Raw genomic sequence first — 16847 nt, forward strand, 5'->3', positions numbered from 1 at the left:
TTCAGGTGCGAAGCTCAAACCGGGTGAAGAGAGCCGACGACGGCAGCCTGTCAACCACTCAGCCAGTCCAGCACGACAGATAGGTCGGAAAGATGCCGCGCGATGCAAGTTTCCATCGCGATCACGAAGGTGTCACTTGCCGAACCGACGATGCTTCGGCGCGGCGGCCGAGCCGTGTCGCGCCATGCGGCGACAGCACCGGCACGAAGACGCGGCGAGACGCGCGCTGGGCCACCGGCACGCCTTGGTAAAGCCGCTTCTGCGCCTCGACGACGATGACGCCGGAGAAGATCGGCCAAAGCCGCCGGCCGGCGCGCTCCAGCACATTGTGGAAGCGCATCATGAAGCGCCGCCGCGATGGCGGGAAAAACAGGGCATCGGACCACGCGGCGGGCGTGAAATTCGCCTCGCGCAGCAGTTCGGTGAGCTGCCCGCGTGAGAAAGGCCGCCCGTTGCCGAACGGCGTATGTTCGAAGCGCGCCCAGACACCGCGCCGGTTGGGCACGACGATGACGACGCGCCCCGCCGGCGACAGTACCCGCCAGATTTCGTTCAGCGTCTCGCGCGGGTTCTCGACATGTTCGAGCGAATGGACGAGCAGCATGCGGTCGATGCAGGAATCGACCAGCGGCAGTTCCTCGTCGAAGACCAGTGCCGTTGCCGTCGGCCCCGTCGCCGGCCAGACCACGGCGCCCTGGGTCGCCGGCATGAAGGCGAAGACCCGCTCGGCATCGGAGCCGAAGCGCTCCAGCCAGGGCAAGGTGTAGCCGAGGCCGACCAGCCGCTCATTGGGCACAGCGGCCCATATCGACGACAGCGCCATGGTGATCGAGCGCTCGGCGAACCGGCCGAGCGTTGTCGAATAGAAGGAGCGAAGGTCGACGATGTCGGAATGCATGTCAGGGATGTAGCCGTGATATCGGCCGGATTCAATAAAAGGCCCAAAGCGGCCGGCACGGCGGATCTCAATTTGACATCCCAGGATGACATTGGCTTTGTCATCCGGGATGACATTCACGCAGCGGCGCCCTATGTCTCCGGCGGTAAATGGAGAGATGCGATGCCGGTCGAAATCGAACAGTTCATGTGCCGCACCGACAATTTCGGCGTGCTGGTGCATGATCCCAAAAGCGGCCAGACCGCGATCATCGACGCGCCCGAGGAAGCGCCGATCCTGGCCGCGATCAAGCGCACCGGCTGGACGCCGACGATGATCCTGACCACGCATCATCATGTCGACCATGTCGAGGCCAATCTGGCGCTCAAGGAGCGCTTCAAGCTGCGCATCGTCGGGCCGGAGGCGGAAAAGGCCAAGATTCCCGGCATCGACGAAACCGTCGAAGAAGGTTCCGTCCTTCATCTCGGCGATGAGCGCATCGAGGTGATCGCCACGCCCGGACATACCGCCGGCCATGTCTCCTACCATCTGCCGGCATCGAAAGTGGCATTCACCGCGGATACGCTGTTCGCGCTGGGCTGTGGGCGGCTGTTCGAATGCAAGCCGCCGGTGATGTACGAATCGCTGAAGAAGCTCGTGGCCCTTCCCGCCGAGACGACAGTCTATTGCGGCCACGAATACACGCTCGCCAATGCCCGTTTCGCGCTGAGCGTCGACCCCACCAACTCGGCATTGAAGGAGCGCGCCGCGCGGATCGAGGCGCTGCGGCTCGACAACAAGCCGACGCTGCCGACGACGGTCGGCCAGGAACTGTCGACCAACCCCTTCCTGCGCTGGCACGATCCGGCAATCCGCAAGCATCTGGGCATGGAAAAGGCTGGAGACGCCGAGGTCTTCGCCGAGATTCGCAAGCGCAAGGACAATTTCTGAGCAACATGCGAGCTTTCTGCCGATGACCAGTTCCGCAGAGATCATAGCAACGCTCGCACTGAAGCCGCACCCGGAAGGCGGCTGGTACGCGGAAACCTTTCGCGACGAAGCCGGCGGTGCGCGCGACCATTCGACCGCCATCTATTTCCTGCTGGAACAGCACCAGCTTTCCGCCTGGCATCGGGTCAGAGATGCCGCCGAGGTCTGGCATTTCCATGCGGGTGCCCCGCTTGCGCTGTCGATGTGGGAAGAAGGCAGCGCCATCATCGAGCAGGTTCTCGGCATCGACCTCGCGGCGGGCGAACGGCCGCAAATCGTCGTGCCGGCCGGCTGGTGGCAATCGGCGCGCAGCCTGGGCGAGTGGACGCTGGTCGGCTGCACGGTCGCGCCGGGTTTCGATTTCGCCGCCTTCGAACTCGCGGAGCCGGGCTGGCGGCCGAAGCCGCTTTAACCCAGCAGGAAACCCAGGGTAATTGCCAATTGGGCGGCGTAGTACAGCACCCAGACGGCTAGGCGCATCCAGGCGCGATGCGGCGAGATGGCCGGCACTAAAAATTTCTCCGTGGCGAGCAGCCCGTCCGATGCCATGAACAGCACGGCACCGCCGATCACCCAGGTACTGTCTATCGTCAGCGCCGACATGCCCATCGCCAGGATCGCAAGGACATAGACGGCAATCGGAATACGCAGGCCGGGACCGACACGACGCCAGAGCGCCGCCAGCATGACAATCGCGAACGCCGCCATGGCCAGTGCAATCGCGCCGCGCCAGGATTCGGCGGCAAGCAACTCCAATCCGCCGCCGCTGCGCAGGAACAGCGCGACATAGACGGTGTGGGCGACGAGAAAGCTCGCCAGCCCGCCGAGAAATGCCTTTTCCCCGTCGCGCGACAGGAAGGCGTCACCAACCGCGCTCAATCCAAGGGCGGCGACCAGCAACGGCGGGCCGCCCTGCTTTGCGGCCAGCACGGCAAGCATGGCCACGGCGAGTGTCTTTGCCGCCGAGCGGGCCAGCGTCGGCGGCATGCCAAGCGTGAAGGCATAGATCACCGCCGCCACCAGCGAAAAGATCAGCGTTGCATTGGCGTTGGCGTCGATGCCGCCGGCAAAGGGCATCGTCATGCCCGGGCTCCGCCTTCGGATGCCCGGGCTCCGCCTTCGGATGCCCTGGCTCCGCTTTCGGATGCCGCCGGCTTGCGCAGGAACAGCGACTTTGCCGCCAGCGCCGCGCCGCCAGTGATGAGCACGCAGGCGGCTAGAATGCGCAACGAAGGCTCGGCGACGCCGGCCGAGATCATCACCAGTGTCGACAAAAGCGGTGCCGCGTAGCTTGCAGCACCCAGCACCTGGATGTTGCCGCGCTTGACGCCGATATCCCAGGCGTAGAAGGCCGCGCCCACCGGCATCAGGCCGAGCCCGAGCACGGCCAGCCACTGGCCGGCGCCGTCAGGCAGCACTGTTTCCTCGAGTGCCAGGTGGCAGGCGAGCGACAGCACGGCGGTTGCCGCGCAGAACCAGGTGACGATGCTGGTCGGCACCGACGGGAAACGTCGCGACAGCAGCGAATAGGACGACCATAGCAGGGCGCAGACGGCGGCCATGGCGTAGCCGAAGGTATAGCGGGCGTCGAAGGCCAGGCCGCCGCCCTTGGTGACGATCAGCACGGTGCCGGCAAGGCCGAGCAGGGCGCCGACGACATGGTTCCACGCCAGTTTTTCGCCCGGCATCAGCGCCGAGCCCAGCACGATCAGCAGCGGCCAGAGATAAGCGATCAGGCTCGCCTCCACCGCCGGCGCGCTGCGCAGCGCGGTAAAGTAGAAGAAGTGGTATCCGAACAGGCCGGCAATGCCGACTACCCAGACCTGCGGCGGGATCTTCTGGCTCCTGTCGGTGACCGGCATGAACAGTCGTGCGACAAGCCCTACGCCCGTGCCGATCGAGAAAGTGATCGCCGACAACAGGAATGGCGGCACCTTGCCGGACGCATCCGTCAGCAACGCCAGCAACGCCCACATGGCGACCGCCGAAAAGCCGATCAGTGTCGCGCGCGCCATTCCGCCCCCAGTGGCGCGCCCCACTCTGTCCCCGGTGGCGTGCCTTATTGTACCGCTTCGAAACGCCCGGCGCTGATGGTCAAGGTGCCGATCTGCGTTCCAACCGTTGCGTGGATCGGCGCATATACGCCGGTTTGGCCAAGCGGTGCAAACGTCACCATCATGCGGCTTTTGTTCTTGAGATAGTTGAGCGCCTTGCGGCCCTTGCGATAGCCAGCCACCGGTTCGAAACCCATCTGGCAGGTAACGGTGTCGCCCTTGTAGCCCGGCACCGAGATCGTTCCTTTCGAGGCATAGGTCAGTGTCAGGTCCGCGCGCATCTCGCCATCGTAGAACTTGACCTTGCGGCCGCAGACTTGGTCGAGGCTATCGGCATGGATGACGGTCGCGGCCATCGGATCGAGCACCGATGCCAGGTCGCCGGCGCCGACCGGCACCCAGGCCTTGGGATCGCGCTTGCCCGGAGCGGGGATGACCTGCGTCGAGGTCACGTTGCCATTGGTAAAGCGGATGTCGATCGCGGACGCTTTCTTGCCGGAAGTGTAATCGGCACGAAACGCCTGCGGCACCATCTTCTGCCCGGAGATCGTACCCTTGGACGAGATCGTGCCACGCGTATCGTCGAACAGCTTGGCCAGACCCGCTGCTGAGACGGTGCCATTGATCGCATAAACCCCGTTCTGATAGTTGCTGGAGAAAGTCGATCTCGCGATCGAGAGGCCAAGGAACGACACCGTGTATTCGCCCTTGAACGACTGCGGCGAAGCAGCGGACGCGGCGGACGGCAAGGCGATGGCAAGCGCGGCAACCAGCGCGTGAGACGAACGAGGCATGGCGGGATCGGATCCTTGATTTTCGGCCGGAGGCGGGCGACTCCGGTCTGGCATGTCCCTATGAGACCGCTTATAGGAGGAAATCCGGCCTTAATATGAAATGCCGGGCGCTTCCTTAGGGAAGCCGGAGCTTGACGCCCCGGTGAAATGCAACTATGGAACGCCAACTTTTTCCATAAGGCCGCCTGACCAGAACCGCGCGCCACCCGGCGTGGGCACAAAGGTTTGGCAGGTCACGAGAGAACTGAAGGTTAGAACCATGTCCCGCACCTGCGAACTCACTGCCAAGGCAGTACAGACCGGCAACAATGTGAGCCACGCCAACAACAAGACCAAGCGTCGCTTCCTGCCGAACCTCGTCAATGTGACGCTGATTTCGGAAGCGCTGAACCAGAATGTGCGCCTGCGCATTTCTGCCAACGCGCTGCGTTCGGTCGAACATCGCGGCGGCCTCGATGCCTTCCTGGCCAAGGCCGACGTCAAGGAGCTGTCGCAGCGCGCGCGTCTCTTGAAGAAGCAGATCGCCAAGAAGACCGCCGAACAGGCTGCGGCTTAATTCGTCTTTCGGGCGGGGGACAACCGCCCTGGCCAACCTCTTGTTGGCCCACTGAGCATCGGATCGAGATCGCGAAGCGGCCATGGATTCGATGCTCGAACAAAGCGAGCGTGATCCGGTTTCGGCAAAACTCTCCGCTGGTTCCATTACCCAGGATAAAAAAATGTCTTCCTTCTCACGATATTTGCCCTTTGTGGCCGCCATGGCGCTTGTCGTCGTGGCTTCGAACATCCTCGTGCAGTTCCCCATGCAGGGCCAGATCGGCGGCCTGTCGCTTGCCGACGTTTTGACCTGGGGCGCCTTCACCTATCCCTTTTCCTTCCTGGTCACGGACCTCGCCAACCGCCGCTACGGACCTGCGGTGGCGCGCCGGATTGTCTTTGTCGGCTTCATGACGGCGGTGGTCTGCTCCATCCTCGTTCCGCCCTTCCTGTTTCGCCATGGCTTCATCGAATTCGAGACATCAGCCGACCGGCTGGTGCGCATCGCGGCGGCTTCGGGCGCTGCCTTCCTCACCGCACAGCTGCTTGACGTCACCGTGTTCAACCGGCTGCGCCGGCAGAGCTGGTGGCGGGCACCGATCGTCGGCACGCTGGTCGGATCGGTGTTCGACACCGTCGTGTTCTTCGGCGTAGCCTTCTCTGCCGCTTTTGCCTTTGTCGGTCCAAGCGATAGTTTCGCGCTCGAAAGCGCCCCATTGATGGGCGTGTTTCATGTCTATGCCATGCGCTGGGTGTCCTGGGCGCTTGGCGACCTCAGCGTGAAACTGATCATCGCTGTCGTGGCACTGATCCCCTACCGGCTGCTCGCCGCGCGCTGGAGCCAGCCGGCCGTTGCCGCGGTCTAAACCGTGATTCCCTGGATCCAGCTGGACTCCGCGAAAACGCCCGACGGCCGGCAGGAATTGCGGCTGAAACGGCGCGGTTCCGAATTCTCGATCATGCTCGGCACCAACGAGCTGATGAACAGCCGGCTGAGCGGCTCCGAGGAAGCGCTGGCGAAACTGTCCTGTCAAAGGATTGCGGGCCATCTTCAGCCGAGAATCATGATCGGCGGGCTTGGCATGGGTTTTACGCTGCGCGCTGCTCTCGCCGAACTGGGCAACAATGCCGAAATCATTGTCGCGGAACTGGTGCCGGCCGTCGTCGCCTGGGCGCGGGGCCCGATGGCCGAGATTTTCGCCGGCTCGCTCGATGATTCCCGCGTCACCATCCGCGAAACCGATGTCGGCCAGTTGATACGGTCCGAGGCCGGAGCCTGGGACGCGATCCTGCTCGACGTCGACAATGGCCCCGAAGGCATTGTCCACAAGGGCAATGACGCCCTCTACAGCGCGGCTGGCCTCTCCGCCGCGCGTACCGCCCTCAAGCCGGGGGGTGTGCTGGCGGTGTGGTCGCAGGGGCCCGATGCCGGCTTCACGCGGCGGCTGAAACAGGCAGGCTTCGCGGTCGAGGAAGTCAACACGCGCGCCTACGGCAAGCGCGGCGCGCGCCATGTCATCTGGATAGCCACCAAAGCCTCATGATCTTGGCCACGGCGGCCGCGGCTAGTTTGATCGCTGAAGTTCGGCGGCAAGGGCCTCCAGCAGCCCACGAGTCCCCTCCTCCCGTCCCTTGGCGGAATCGATACCGTCGAAGAAGGCGCCTTGCTCGGTGTAGGTCAGCCTCGTGCCATCGCCCGACGGCGTCAGTTCCACGGTGGTGAGCGATGCCGACATGGGCTGCGGCCCGATCGCCATCCTGTAGGAAAACACGATGCGTTGGTCGGCGACGATGTCCTGGAATTGCGCGTCGAGCCTGACCTCCGGGCCGCCGCCATAGCTGAAGCGAGACACCTCGCCGCCGCCGACGCGAAAGTCGAAGCTGAATTCGGCAACGGCAAAACCATCGCCTTCCACGCGCCAGCGCCGCACCGTCGCCTTGTCGGCGAAGGCATGGAAGACACGTGACGGCGATTGCGGGTAGGTCCGCTCGATGGTGAAGGTGGAGTGGATGACGGAATGCTCGTCCTTGACGGGGGCGATCTGGTTCATTGCTGTTCGTCCTTTTCCTGATCCTGACTTATCTTGGGGGATTGGTCTGTCTCGGCCAGAATCTGGCCAAGACGGTCGAGATGGCGTTCCGCCGGGGTGCGGCGTTCGGCAATCCAGTCGGCGAGCGGGGCGAGCCCGCCCGGTTCGATCCGGCAGGTGCGCACCCGCCCGATCTTTTCGCTGCGGATCAGACCGCAGGCCTCCAACGCCTGGAGATGCTGCAGCACGGCGGCGAAGGTCATGCCGAACGGCTCCGCCAGCTGGCTGACGGTGGCCGGTCCGCTGCCCAGCCGTTCCAGGATCTGCCGGCGGGTGGGCTCGACAAGAGCGCGAAGGATGCTGTCGATCTCTGAATGGTTAAGCATGGACTTGAGTATTGCCCACGCACCTTCATTTGTCAAGTCGAGACTAAAGTGTTTCCGCAAACGCTGTCATGGCCGAAACCCGGTCCGATTCAGTGGCTTGTCAGGGACAACGCTGGGGAATGGCCAACGCAATGGACAAGATTGCCAATGCACATCGCGCAGGAAGCTGCCACTCAATCCTGGTGCAGGATGAATTCCAGGTAGAGATTTCGCTGCAGGATCGAGTGGTTGTCGTCGGAGATCAGCGACACCATCAGCGCGCCGTCATCGCGGGTCCAGACGTCGAGGCCTTCCATATTGTCGATCTGGTAGCCCATGTCGGCTTGCAACAGCACCGGCCCGTCGGCAACGGCGCCCTTCTCGACGCTTTCACCATGGATGCGCCGCAGCCGCATCCTGAGGCCGCCCGCCATGGTGAAACTGCGCTCCAGCAGCAAAAGATCGCCATCGGGCAGAAAGGCGCCATCGGTAATGTCGAAATCGTCGTTGCGCCTGACGGTGAAGACGCCCTTACGCGGCCCGTCGATGATGGCGGCGTAGATGTTGCCTGATTTGTCGAGGCTCTTCTCCGAGACCACGACCAAGCCGCCTCGATGCTGGCCGTTGGCATTTGAATGGGTGACTGTCTCGAAGCCGCGGTTCTGCCGCAGTTCCCGCGCCGGCACCAGGAAATCCAGCTGCCTGAACGGCGCTTTCATGTTGTCCGGGTCGATCTTGAACTGGACGACGCGGTGGTTGCGCTCGAAACCGACAGTGGCGATGCCGTCCTTGACCGCGAGGCCCTCGGCGTCGACTTCCCATTTTTCGTCGATCGGCTGGCCGCTCTGGTCCACCATTTGCTGCATGCGAAAATTCTGGATGCCGACGGGTCGCCTGTCGGCGTCTCGGGCCACCGAACCGAAGAACCAGTAACCGGTATCGGCCACACCGATGAAATCGCTGCCGGCTTTCAGAAATCGAAAGGCCGACAGCGCGCCGAAATCGCGTGATGGCGAAGTCATTTCCAGCCCGCCCACGAATTCGAGCTGGCCAAACTGCTCGTCGGTACGGTCGATATGGAATTCGGTGATCGGGCGGGCCGAGACTGCGACAGGCTCAACTGCAGCCGGGCCGGCTGACGCCGAAGCCATGCCGGCAAGCAAGGCGATGGCGGCGAAAAGCGCGTGCCGAAACCCGCCTCGCGAAAAGATCATCCGGCGCGCCGCATGCCGCCGCGGCGCGTATCCTTCGCGCTTTCCTCGGCAAACAGCGAAGCCAGTTGCTCGGTCATGGCGCCGGCCAGTTCCTCGGCGTCGACGATGGTGACGGCCCGTCTGTAATAGCGGGTCACGTCATGGCCGATACCGATGGCCAGCAACTCGACCGGCGAACGCGTCTCGATCAGTTCGATGACGGCGCGCAGATGGCGTTCGAGATAATTGCCCGGATTGACCGACAGCGTCGAATCGTCGACAGGCGCGCCGTCCGAGATCATCATCAGGATCTTGCGCTGTTCGGGCCGGGCGATCAGCCGGTTGTGCGCCCACAGCAGCGCCTCGCCATCGATGTTTTCCTTGAGCAGGCCTTCGCGCATCATCAGGCCGAGATTGCGCCGCGCCCGCCGCCACGGGTGGTCGGCCGACTTGTAGATGATGTGGCGCAGATCGTTCAGCCGGCCCGGGTTCGGCGGCTTGCCGTCCTTCAGCCACTTCTCGCGCGCCTGTCCGCCCTTCCACGCCCGCGTGGTGAAGCCGAGGATCTCGACCGAGACGCCGCAGCGCTCCAGCGTGCGCGCCAGGATGTCGGCGCAGGTGGCGGCGACCGTGATCGGCCGTCCGCGCATCGAGCCGGAATTGTCGAGCACCAGCGTCACCACCGTGTCGCGGAATTTGGTGTCGCGCTCCTGCTTGAACGACAGCGGCTGCATCGGATCGATCACCACGCGCACCAGCCGCGCCGGATCGAGATAGCCCTCTTCCAGGTCGAAATCCCAGGACCGATTCTGCTGCGCCATCAGCCGCCTCTGCAGCCGGTTGGCGAGCCGCCCGACGACGCCGGACAGATTGGCGAGCTGCTTGTCGAGGAAGGCGCGCAGCCGGTCGAGCTCTTCCTCTTCGCAGAGTTCCTCGGCGCCGACCGTCTCGTCGAAAGCTGATGTGTAGACCTTGTAGTCGATTTCCTTCGGCAGATTGGTGAAGGGATTGTCGTTGCGGCGCGCCTCGCCGGCGGTCTCGGCATCGGCATCATCTTCGTCCGACAGATCGTCGGCCGTCGCGTCGGAGGCTTCGGTCTCCGCCGATTGCTCGTCGTCCGCCGATGCCTCGGCGTCCTCGGACTGCGACTGCTCGGAGCCGGAATCGTCTTCGCCGCCCTCCTCGCTCTGTTCCTCGCCTTGCGGCTGGTTGTCGTCATTGTCCTCGGAGTCTTCGGTCTCCTGGTCGTCGCCGAGTTCCTCGGCCATTTCCATGGAGGCGAGCATCTCGCGCACGACGCGGGCGAAGGCTTGCTGGTCCTCGAGCTTCTCCGACAGGCCGTCGAGGTCGGCCTTGGCCTTCTCCTCGACCCACGGCCGCCAGAGTTCGACCAGCCGCTCGCCGCTCTTCGGCACCGGCCGGCCCGTCAGCTTCTCGCGCACCATCAGCGCGAGCGCCTCCTCGATCGGCGCGTCGGCCTTGTCCTTGACGTCGACGAGATTGGCCTTGGCGTATTTGTCCTCCAGCATCGAGCCGATATTGTCGGCGACGCCCTGCATGGCGCGGCTGCCGATCGCCTCGACGCGGGCCTGCTCGACCGCATCGTAGATGGCGCGGGCAGCCTTGCCTTCCGGTGCCAGCTTGCTGTGGATGCGAACATCATGGCAGGCGCGCTTCAACGCCATGGAATCGCCGAGCCCACGGGTGATCGCGATATCGGCCTTCGATGCCTTCTTGGGCAGTTCGGGCAGCCGCGCGCGGCTGCCCGCCAGCGCCGGCCTGTCCTTGGCGAAGCCGACCTCCATCTCCTTGTCGCCGGCGATGGCGCGCATGCAGACGGTCACGGCGCGCTTGAAGCTGTCGGCTTCAGACCCCGTCTTCGACTTGTTGCGCGTATTGTCGCCCGGACCCGCCATCGAGGCTCTGCTTAGCCCAGCACCACGTTGGCCGCGCTCTCGGGCAGATCCTGGCCGAAGGCGCGCTGGTAGAACTCGGCGACCACCGAACGCTCCAGCTCGTCGCACTTGTTGAGGAAGGTCAGCCGGAACGCCATGCCGATATCGCCGAAGATCTCGGCGTTCTCGGCCCAGGTGATGACGGTACGCGGGCTCATCACCGTCGAGAGGTCGCCATTGATGAAGGCCGAGCGCGTCATGTCGGCGACGCGCACCATCTTGTTGACGATGTCCTTGCCCTTGGTGTCGCGATAATGCTTGGCCTTGGCGAGCACGATGTTCACTTCATTGTCGTGCGGCAGATAGTTCAGCGTGGTGACGATCGACCACCGGTCCATCTGCGCCTGGTTGATCTGCTGGGTGCCGTGATAAAGGCCGGTCGTGTCGCCAAGCCCGACCGTGTTGGCGGTCGAGAACAGCCGGAACGCCGGATGCGGGCGAATGACCCGGCTCTGGTCGAGCAGCGTCAACCGGCCCGACGATTCCAGCACGCGCTGGATGACGAACATCACGTCCGGACGGCCGGCATCATACTCGTCGAAGCAGAGCGCGACATTGTGCTGGTAGGCCCAGGGCAGGATGCCGTCGCGGAATTCGGTGATCTGCAGGCCGTCCTTGACCACGATGGCATCCTTGCCGACGAGGTCGATACGGCTGACATGGCTGTCGAGATTGACGCGCACGCAGGGCCAGTTGAGGCGGGCGGCCACCTGTTCGATATGCGTCGACTTGCCGGTGCCGTGATAGCCCGACACCATGACGCGGCGATTGTAGGCGAAGCCGGCGAGGATCGCCAGGGTCGTCGCCTTGTCGAACAGATAGTCGGGATCGATGTCGGGCACATGCTCTGATGTCACCGAATAGGCCGGCACCACCATCTTGGACTCGAAGCCGAATTTCTCCTTCACCAACACCGTCGTGTCGGGCAGATTGGCGATGTCGCGATCGACCTTGTTCATATCTCTCAACGTCTCCACGGGCGAAACGTCGCGTTTCGCCGGCAATCCATTTTGTTCGGGGGCGGTCTTAGAGCGTTTTCCAACCTTATGAAAGTTGGAAAACGACACAAACCGTAGGGTCGCTCAGCACAGGCCTGCCTGTTTGAGCACGCGATAGGCCTGAAGCACATCACGGAACCGGTCTTCCGAACCTCTGTCGCCGCCATTCGCATCCGGATGGTGACGCTTCACCAGTTCCTTATAGCGCGCCTTGATATCCTTGCCAGTCGCCTTTGTATCAAGGCCAAGCGTTTCCAGCGCCTTGGCCTCAAGCGGCTTGGCCTTGCGCTCGCGCGCCTCGCGCGGATCCTTCGGCCCCTTGAACAGGTCGAACGGGTCACGCATGCGGTTGTAGTAGCCGGCGCGGCCGGAGCGCATCTGCGCCATATCGGGCGACGATCGCGTCGAGGCGCCGTTGGCGCCCATCTTCCAGGTCGGCCGGTGGCCGGTCATAGCTTCCTTCTGGAAGCGCGCGACCTCGGTGTCCGGCACGCCGGAGAAGTAGTTGAAGCCCTTGTTGTACTCGCGCACATGGTCGAAGCAGAAGCGGAAATACTCGCCCTCCTTCATGCGCCCGACCGGCGCGCGATGCGTGCCCGCCTCCTTGCAGCCATCCCACTGGCAGATCGGCGCGTGCGACTTCACCTCCGCGTCCTTGTCGGGGCGGACGCGAATCTTCTCGAAATATTTGGGATACGGCTTCATCTCACCCATTTATGGGGCGTTCGCAGATGCGAAACAAGAATTGACATTTTCGCGATCATCGCCCTAACCGCTGAATCGCGGCATAAAGCGGGCGAATGACTGATTTTGTTGCGCCAGCGGCCTTGTGAAACCGATTTTTGGTTTTCACGGGCGGCGCCAACCATATGTGGTGAAGGGAGAAGACGATGTCCATACAGGCGACCATGGAAGACAAGCTCAACAAGGCATTTGCGCCCGAGCGGCTGGTCATCCTCAACGAAAGCCATCTCCACGCCGGCCATCATCACGTGGAATCCGGCCACCACGCCGAGTTCGACGGCACCGGCGAGACGCATTTCCGTGTCCGCATCGTCTCGCCGAATTTCGCCGGCATGAGCCGCATCGACCGTCACCGCGCCGTCAACGAGCTGCTGGCCGACGAGTTGAAGGCGGGCGTGCACGCGCTGGCGATCGAGCCTGCGGCGCCCGGCGAACAGACGCGCTGGTAAGGCCGTTTCCGTCGCCGCTTGGCGGCGGCGGTCAAATCACGGCTTCGATCAGGAACGGCCCGCGCCGCGACAAAGCATTGTCCAGCAGCGCGTCGAAACGTTCGCAGGTATCCGCACGCGCCGCCTCCACGCCCATCCCTTTGGCCAGCGAGACCCAGTCCAGCGCGGGATGGTCGAGATCGAGCATGCGCCTGGCATTCTCGCCGATCGCGTTCACGCCGACATTACGCATCTCGCCATGCAGGATCGCATAGGTGCGGTTGGAAAAGACGATCGTCACCACGTCGAGATGTCCCCGCGCCTGCGTCCACAGGCCCTGCACCGTGTACATGCCGCTGCCATCGGCCTCGAGATTGATCACCTTGCGGCCGGGACAGGCAATCGCGGCGCCCGTCGCCAGCGGGATGCCGCCGCCGATCGACCCGCCCGTGCCCATCATGTAGTCGTGCGGTGCGGCAAAGGCCGACAGCGCGAAGAAACGCCGCGCCGAGGTGACGGCCTCGTCGCAGACGATCGCGTCGGCCGGCAGCTTTCTCGCGACGGACAGTGCAATTGCGTCTTCCGTCAGCCGGCCGTTCGGCGTTGCCTCGTCAGGAAAGGCGCTGGCAACCACTGTCTGCTGTGACGGCTTGACGCCCAGTTCGTCACGAAGTGCTTCCAGCGCCCCATGAAGGTCCTGCCCGTGGGCGGCCAGCATCAGCACCATGCAATCATCGCGGACAAGCCGCCCGGGCTTTCCCGGATAGGCGAAGAAGGCGACCGGCTCCTTTCCGCCGACCAATACAAGGACATCGAGATCCCCGAGCATCGCCGTCGCCGCGTCGACCGGATAGGGGATGCGCGTCGGCGCGACACGCCCACGCCCGCGCTGCATCCGTGCGATCAGGACCTCACTGAACAGCCTGACATCGCAGGCTGCTGAAATCTGACCCGCGATCTCGAGAGCATCGGCCCGTGCCGCCCGCCCACGAACAATCATGCCAACACGGCCCGGAGCCGCGCGGATCGTCGCGGCGATCGTTCGCACGGCCCCCGTGTCGACGGCCGGCGGTGGCGCGAGTTGCACCTTGGCGGGCGAAACCGCGTCGGCCTCGCCCCAGGCGGCATCGGCCGGGAGGATCAGCGTCGTGACACCAGGCGGTGTCAGCGAGGCGCGAAAAGCCGCCTCCGTGGCCGGCTGGACATCGGCGGGCCCTTCGATGCGTCGAACCCAGTTGGACATCGGCGCCGCGAGGCCCTCGATATCGCTGGTCAGCGGCGCGTCGAGCGGCAGATGGTATGAGGCGTGGTCGCCGACGATGTTGATCATCGGGCTCCTGGCGCGTCGGGCGTTGTGCATGTTGGCAAGACCGTTGGCCAACCCCGGCCCGGTATGCAGCAGCGTCGCCGCGGGACGGTCGGCCATGCGCGCATAGCCGTCGGCCGCACCCGTCACCACGCCCTCGAACAGGCCAAGCACACAACGCATCTCGGGCTTGCGGTCGAGCGCGGCGACGAAATGCATTTCGGATGTGCCGGGATTGGCGAAGCACACTGTCACATCATTGGCCAGCAGCACTTCGCACAGGACATCGGCGCCATTCATGCAAAATTTCTCCCATTCACGAAGGGCAGTTGCACCCGCGGACGTCCGCACGGCAATATCCCGCCGCCGCTTTTGGCATGATCCAGCCACGCAGCGCGGTGGCTGTCAGCGCGTCCCATCCCTGCCGAGGTCGCGGTCGATCTCCAGATCGCAAGAGTCTCCGCGGACGCTGCGAGCGTTCAATCAGGATAGGGCAGCCATTCGGGCCGGAGCGATGCCAGGATTTTGATGCCAGATGCACGCGCGCCGACGGAACAAATAATGCCATCCCGCAGTTGATACGTGGGCCCCGCCAGAATGGCTCTGAAGGCAACGATCATGCGAGAGAACCAATCCGACGTCTTCCACCTCTTTTCGGAAATTTATGCAAACGCCGCCCAGGAGGAAATAAGCCTCCAGCAATATCTGCTTGCCTGCCGCGAGGACAAATCGATGTATGCCTCGGCGCCGGAACGAATGGTCGAGGCGATCGGCGAGCCTAACCTGGTCGACACCAGCAAGGACGAGCGGCTCGGCCGCATTTTCTCGAACCGGACCGTCAAGATATATCCCTCCTTCTCCGAGTTTTACGGGATGGAGGATACGATCGAGCGCATCGCCGGATATTTCCGATATGCCTCTCAGGGCCTCGAGGAACGCAAGCAGATCCTCTACCTCTTGGGTCCGGTCGGCGGCGGCAAATCTTCCTTGGCCGAACGGTTGAAAAAATTGATGGAGGAGCGCCCGATCTACACGCTCAAGGTCGGCAACCAGATCAGCCCGGTTTTCGAATCGCCGCTTGGCCTGTTCCATCCCGATCGCATGGGCGATCTCCTGGAGGACAAATACGGGATAGCCCGGCGCCGCCTCAACGGGCTTATCTCGCCATGGGCGGCCAAGCGCCTCGACGAATTGTCCGGCGACATCTCCAAATTCAGCGTCGTCAAACTGATGCCGTCGCGGCTGCGCCAGATCGGCATAGCCAAGACCGAGCCTGGCGATGAGAACAATCAGGATGTCTCGGCCCTGGTTGGCAAGGTCGACATCAGGCAATTGGAAAATTTCAGCCAGTCCGACCCCGACGCCTATTCCTACAGCGGCGGACTGAACCGGACGACGCAGGGTCTGCTCGAATTCGTCGAGATGTTCAAGGCGCCCATAAAGGTGCTGCATCCATTGCTGACGGCGACCCAGGAAGGCAGTTACAACGGCACCGAGAATTTCGGCGCCTTTCCCTATCAGGGCATCATCGTTGCCCATTCCAATGAATCCGAGTGGCAACAGTTCAAGAACAACAAGAACAATGAGGCGTTTCTCGATCGCATCCTCGTGGTCAAGGTGCCGTATTGCCTGCGTATCACCGAAGAGAGGCAGATCTACGAAAAGCTGCTGCGCGAGAGTGAATTGGCCGCCAGCCCCTGCGCGCCCGAGGTGTTGGATATCCTCAGCCGGTTCAGCGTCTCGACCCGCCTTGCCGAGCACGACAATTCGCCGCTGCACACCAAGATGCGCGCCTATGACGGCGAGAACTTGAAGGAGATCGACCCGAGGGCGAAGTCAGTCCAGGAATATCGCGACGCCGCCGGCGTCGACGAAGGCATGACCGGCGTCAGCACGCGCTTTGCCTTCAAGATCCTGTCACAGACGTTCAACTATGACACCGCGGAAGTGGCCGCCGATCCTGTGCATCTGATGTACATACTGGAAGAGGCGATCAAGCGGGAGCAGTTTCCGAAGGAGATGGAAGCCGCCTATCTCGAGTTTATCAAGTCGGAACTGGCCGCCCGTTACGCCGAGTTCATCGGCCACGAAATCCAGAAGGCCTATCTGGAATCCTATAGCGAATATGGCCAGAACCTGTTCGACCGCTACATCGCCTATGCCGATGCCTGGATCGAGGACCAGGACTACAAGGACCCCGACACCGGTCAGATCCTCAACCGCGAGGTGCTGGATAACGAATTGTCGCAGGTCGAAAAGCCGGCAGGCATCGCCAATCCGAAGGATTTTCGCAACGAGGTGGTGAAGTTCACGCTGCGGGCCCGGGCGCGCAACCACGGCCGCAATCCGTCATGGACGAGCTACGAGAAGCTGCGCGAGGTGATCGAAAAACGCATGTTCGGCCAGGTCGAGGACCTCCTTCCGGTGATCAGCTTCGGCTCCAAGCAGGATAGCGTCACCGAAAAGCGGCACACCGAATTCGTCCAGCGGATGGTGGAGCGCGGCTATACGGAACGGCAGGTGCGCCGGCTGGTCGATTGGTACATGCGGGTGAACAAGGCGGGCTGAGAGCAGCC

18 protein-coding genes are annotated in these 16847 nt (G+C 63.3%); 7 read left to right on the forward strand and 11 right to left on the reverse strand.

Going from position 1 to position 16847, the window contains the following annotated elements; translation table 11 throughout:
* Positions 1 to 121: 121 nt before the first annotated feature.
* Positions 122 to 898 (reverse strand): methyltransferase domain-containing protein, encoded by a 777-nt coding sequence (locus FJW08_RS05555; RefSeq protein ID WP_140809491.1) that lies wholly within the window; start codon positions 896 to 898, stop codon positions 122 to 124.
* Between the two features lie 162 nt (positions 899 to 1060).
* Between FJW08_RS05555 and gloB the strand changes: the two genes are divergently transcribed.
* The gene (gene gloB, locus FJW08_RS05560) at positions 1061 to 1828 is read left to right on the forward strand and encodes a hydroxyacylglutathione hydrolase (RefSeq protein WP_140809493.1); all 768 of its coding nucleotides are present in this window, start codon (positions 1061 to 1063) and stop codon (positions 1826 to 1828) included.
* Positions 1829 to 1850: 22 nt separating this feature from the next.
* Complete coding sequence (locus FJW08_RS05565; RefSeq protein WP_140809495.1) at positions 1851 to 2279, forward strand: cupin domain-containing protein; 429 nt, start codon at positions 1851 to 1853, stop codon at positions 2277 to 2279.
* On the opposite strand, the gene FJW08_RS05570 is transcribed toward FJW08_RS05565, so the two are convergent.
* Genes FJW08_RS05570 through FJW08_RS05580 form a run of 3 tightly spaced genes read right to left on the reverse strand, consistent with a single transcriptional unit; the run spans position 2276 to position 4715 of the window.
* Complete coding sequence (locus FJW08_RS05570) at positions 2276 to 2950, reverse strand: lysoplasmalogenase (protein ID WP_140809497.1); 675 nt, start codon at positions 2948 to 2950, stop codon at positions 2276 to 2278. The two genes, FJW08_RS05565 and FJW08_RS05570, sit on opposite strands and share 4 nt — an antisense overlap.
* A complete protein-coding gene (locus FJW08_RS05575; protein WP_140809499.1) occupies positions 2947 to 3882 on the reverse strand; it encodes an EamA family transporter in 936 nt (311 codons plus the stop codon). Before FJW08_RS05575 ends, FJW08_RS05570 begins: the two co-directional genes overlap by 4 nt.
* 44 nt (positions 3883 to 3926) lie before the next feature.
* A complete protein-coding gene (locus FJW08_RS05580) occupies positions 3927 to 4715 on the reverse strand; it encodes a DUF3108 domain-containing protein (RefSeq protein WP_140809501.1) in 789 nt (262 codons plus the stop codon).
* Positions 4716 to 4974: 259 nt separating this feature from the next.
* On the opposite strand from FJW08_RS05580, the gene rpmB reads away from it, so the two are divergent.
* From rpmB to FJW08_RS05595, 3 genes are all read left to right on the forward strand, one after another.
* Positions 4975 to 5271 carry a 50S ribosomal protein L28 gene (gene rpmB / locus FJW08_RS05585; protein ID WP_027143515.1) on the forward strand — a complete coding sequence of 99 codons (297 nt, stop codon included), beginning with the start codon at positions 4975 to 4977 and terminating at the stop codon, positions 5269 to 5271.
* 163 nt (positions 5272 to 5434) lie between these two features.
* The gene (locus tag FJW08_RS05590) at positions 5435 to 6118 is read left to right on the forward strand and encodes a queuosine precursor transporter (protein WP_140809503.1); all 684 of its coding nucleotides are present in this window, start codon (positions 5435 to 5437) and stop codon (positions 6116 to 6118) included.
* Between the two features lie 3 nt (positions 6119 to 6121).
* Positions 6122 to 6796, forward strand: a complete 675-nt coding sequence (locus tag FJW08_RS05595; RefSeq protein WP_140809504.1) for a hypothetical protein — start codon at positions 6122 to 6124, stop codon at positions 6794 to 6796.
* 21 nt (positions 6797 to 6817) lie between these two features.
* Here the strand turns inward: FJW08_RS05595 and FJW08_RS05600 are convergent, their stop codons facing one another.
* From FJW08_RS05600 to FJW08_RS05625, 6 genes are all read right to left on the reverse strand, one after another.
* Positions 6818 to 7303, reverse strand: a complete 486-nt coding sequence (locus FJW08_RS05600) for an SRPBCC family protein (RefSeq protein ID WP_140754359.1) — start codon at positions 7301 to 7303, stop codon at positions 6818 to 6820.
* A complete protein-coding gene (locus FJW08_RS05605; protein WP_140809741.1) occupies positions 7300 to 7668 on the reverse strand; it encodes a metalloregulator ArsR/SmtB family transcription factor in 369 nt (122 codons plus the stop codon). The genes FJW08_RS05600 and FJW08_RS05605 overlap by 4 nt, the downstream gene beginning before the upstream one ends.
* A 173-nt stretch (positions 7669 to 7841) precedes the next feature.
* Positions 7842 to 8861, reverse strand: a complete 1020-nt coding sequence (locus FJW08_RS05610) for an esterase-like activity of phytase family protein (protein ID WP_140754361.1) — start codon at positions 8859 to 8861, stop codon at positions 7842 to 7844.
* A complete protein-coding gene (gene cobT / locus FJW08_RS05615) occupies positions 8858 to 10756 on the reverse strand; it encodes a cobaltochelatase subunit CobT (protein ID WP_140809506.1) in 1899 nt (632 codons plus the stop codon). The genes FJW08_RS05610 and cobT overlap by 4 nt, the downstream gene beginning before the upstream one ends.
* Positions 10757 to 10767: 11 nt before the next feature.
* Positions 10768 to 11754: a cobaltochelatase subunit CobS gene (cobS, locus tag FJW08_RS05620; protein ID WP_140809508.1), complete on the reverse strand. Its 987-nt coding sequence runs from the start codon at positions 11752 to 11754 to the stop codon at positions 10768 to 10770.
* A 123-nt stretch (positions 11755 to 11877) separates the two neighbouring features.
* Positions 11878 to 12507 carry a J domain-containing protein gene (locus tag FJW08_RS05625; RefSeq protein ID WP_140754367.1) on the reverse strand — a complete coding sequence of 210 codons (630 nt, stop codon included), beginning with the start codon at positions 12505 to 12507 and terminating at the stop codon, positions 11878 to 11880.
* Positions 12508 to 12683: 176 nt separating this feature from the next.
* Between FJW08_RS05625 and FJW08_RS05630 the strand changes: the two genes are divergently transcribed.
* Positions 12684 to 12986: a BolA family protein gene (locus FJW08_RS05630; protein ID WP_140809510.1), complete on the forward strand. Its 303-nt coding sequence runs from the start codon at positions 12684 to 12686 to the stop codon at positions 12984 to 12986.
* A 31-nt stretch (positions 12987 to 13017) separates the two neighbouring features.
* Here FJW08_RS05630 and FJW08_RS05635 read toward each other — a convergent pair whose 3' ends face one another.
* The gene (locus FJW08_RS05635; protein WP_140809512.1) at positions 13018 to 14571 is read right to left on the reverse strand and encodes an acetolactate synthase large subunit; all 1554 of its coding nucleotides are present in this window, start codon (positions 14569 to 14571) and stop codon (positions 13018 to 13020) included.
* Between the two features lie 318 nt (positions 14572 to 14889).
* On the opposite strand from FJW08_RS05635, the gene FJW08_RS05640 reads away from it, so the two are divergent.
* Positions 14890 to 16839, forward strand: coding sequence for a PrkA family serine protein kinase (locus FJW08_RS05640; protein ID WP_140754373.1), 1950 nt, complete (start codon positions 14890 to 14892; stop codon positions 16837 to 16839).
* Positions 16840 to 16847 lie beyond the last annotated feature (8 nt).

This window comes from Mesorhizobium sp. B3-2-1 (genome assembly GCF_006439515.1).
In the GTDB taxonomy this organism is placed as follows: domain Bacteria; phylum Pseudomonadota; class Alphaproteobacteria; order Rhizobiales; family Rhizobiaceae; genus Mesorhizobium.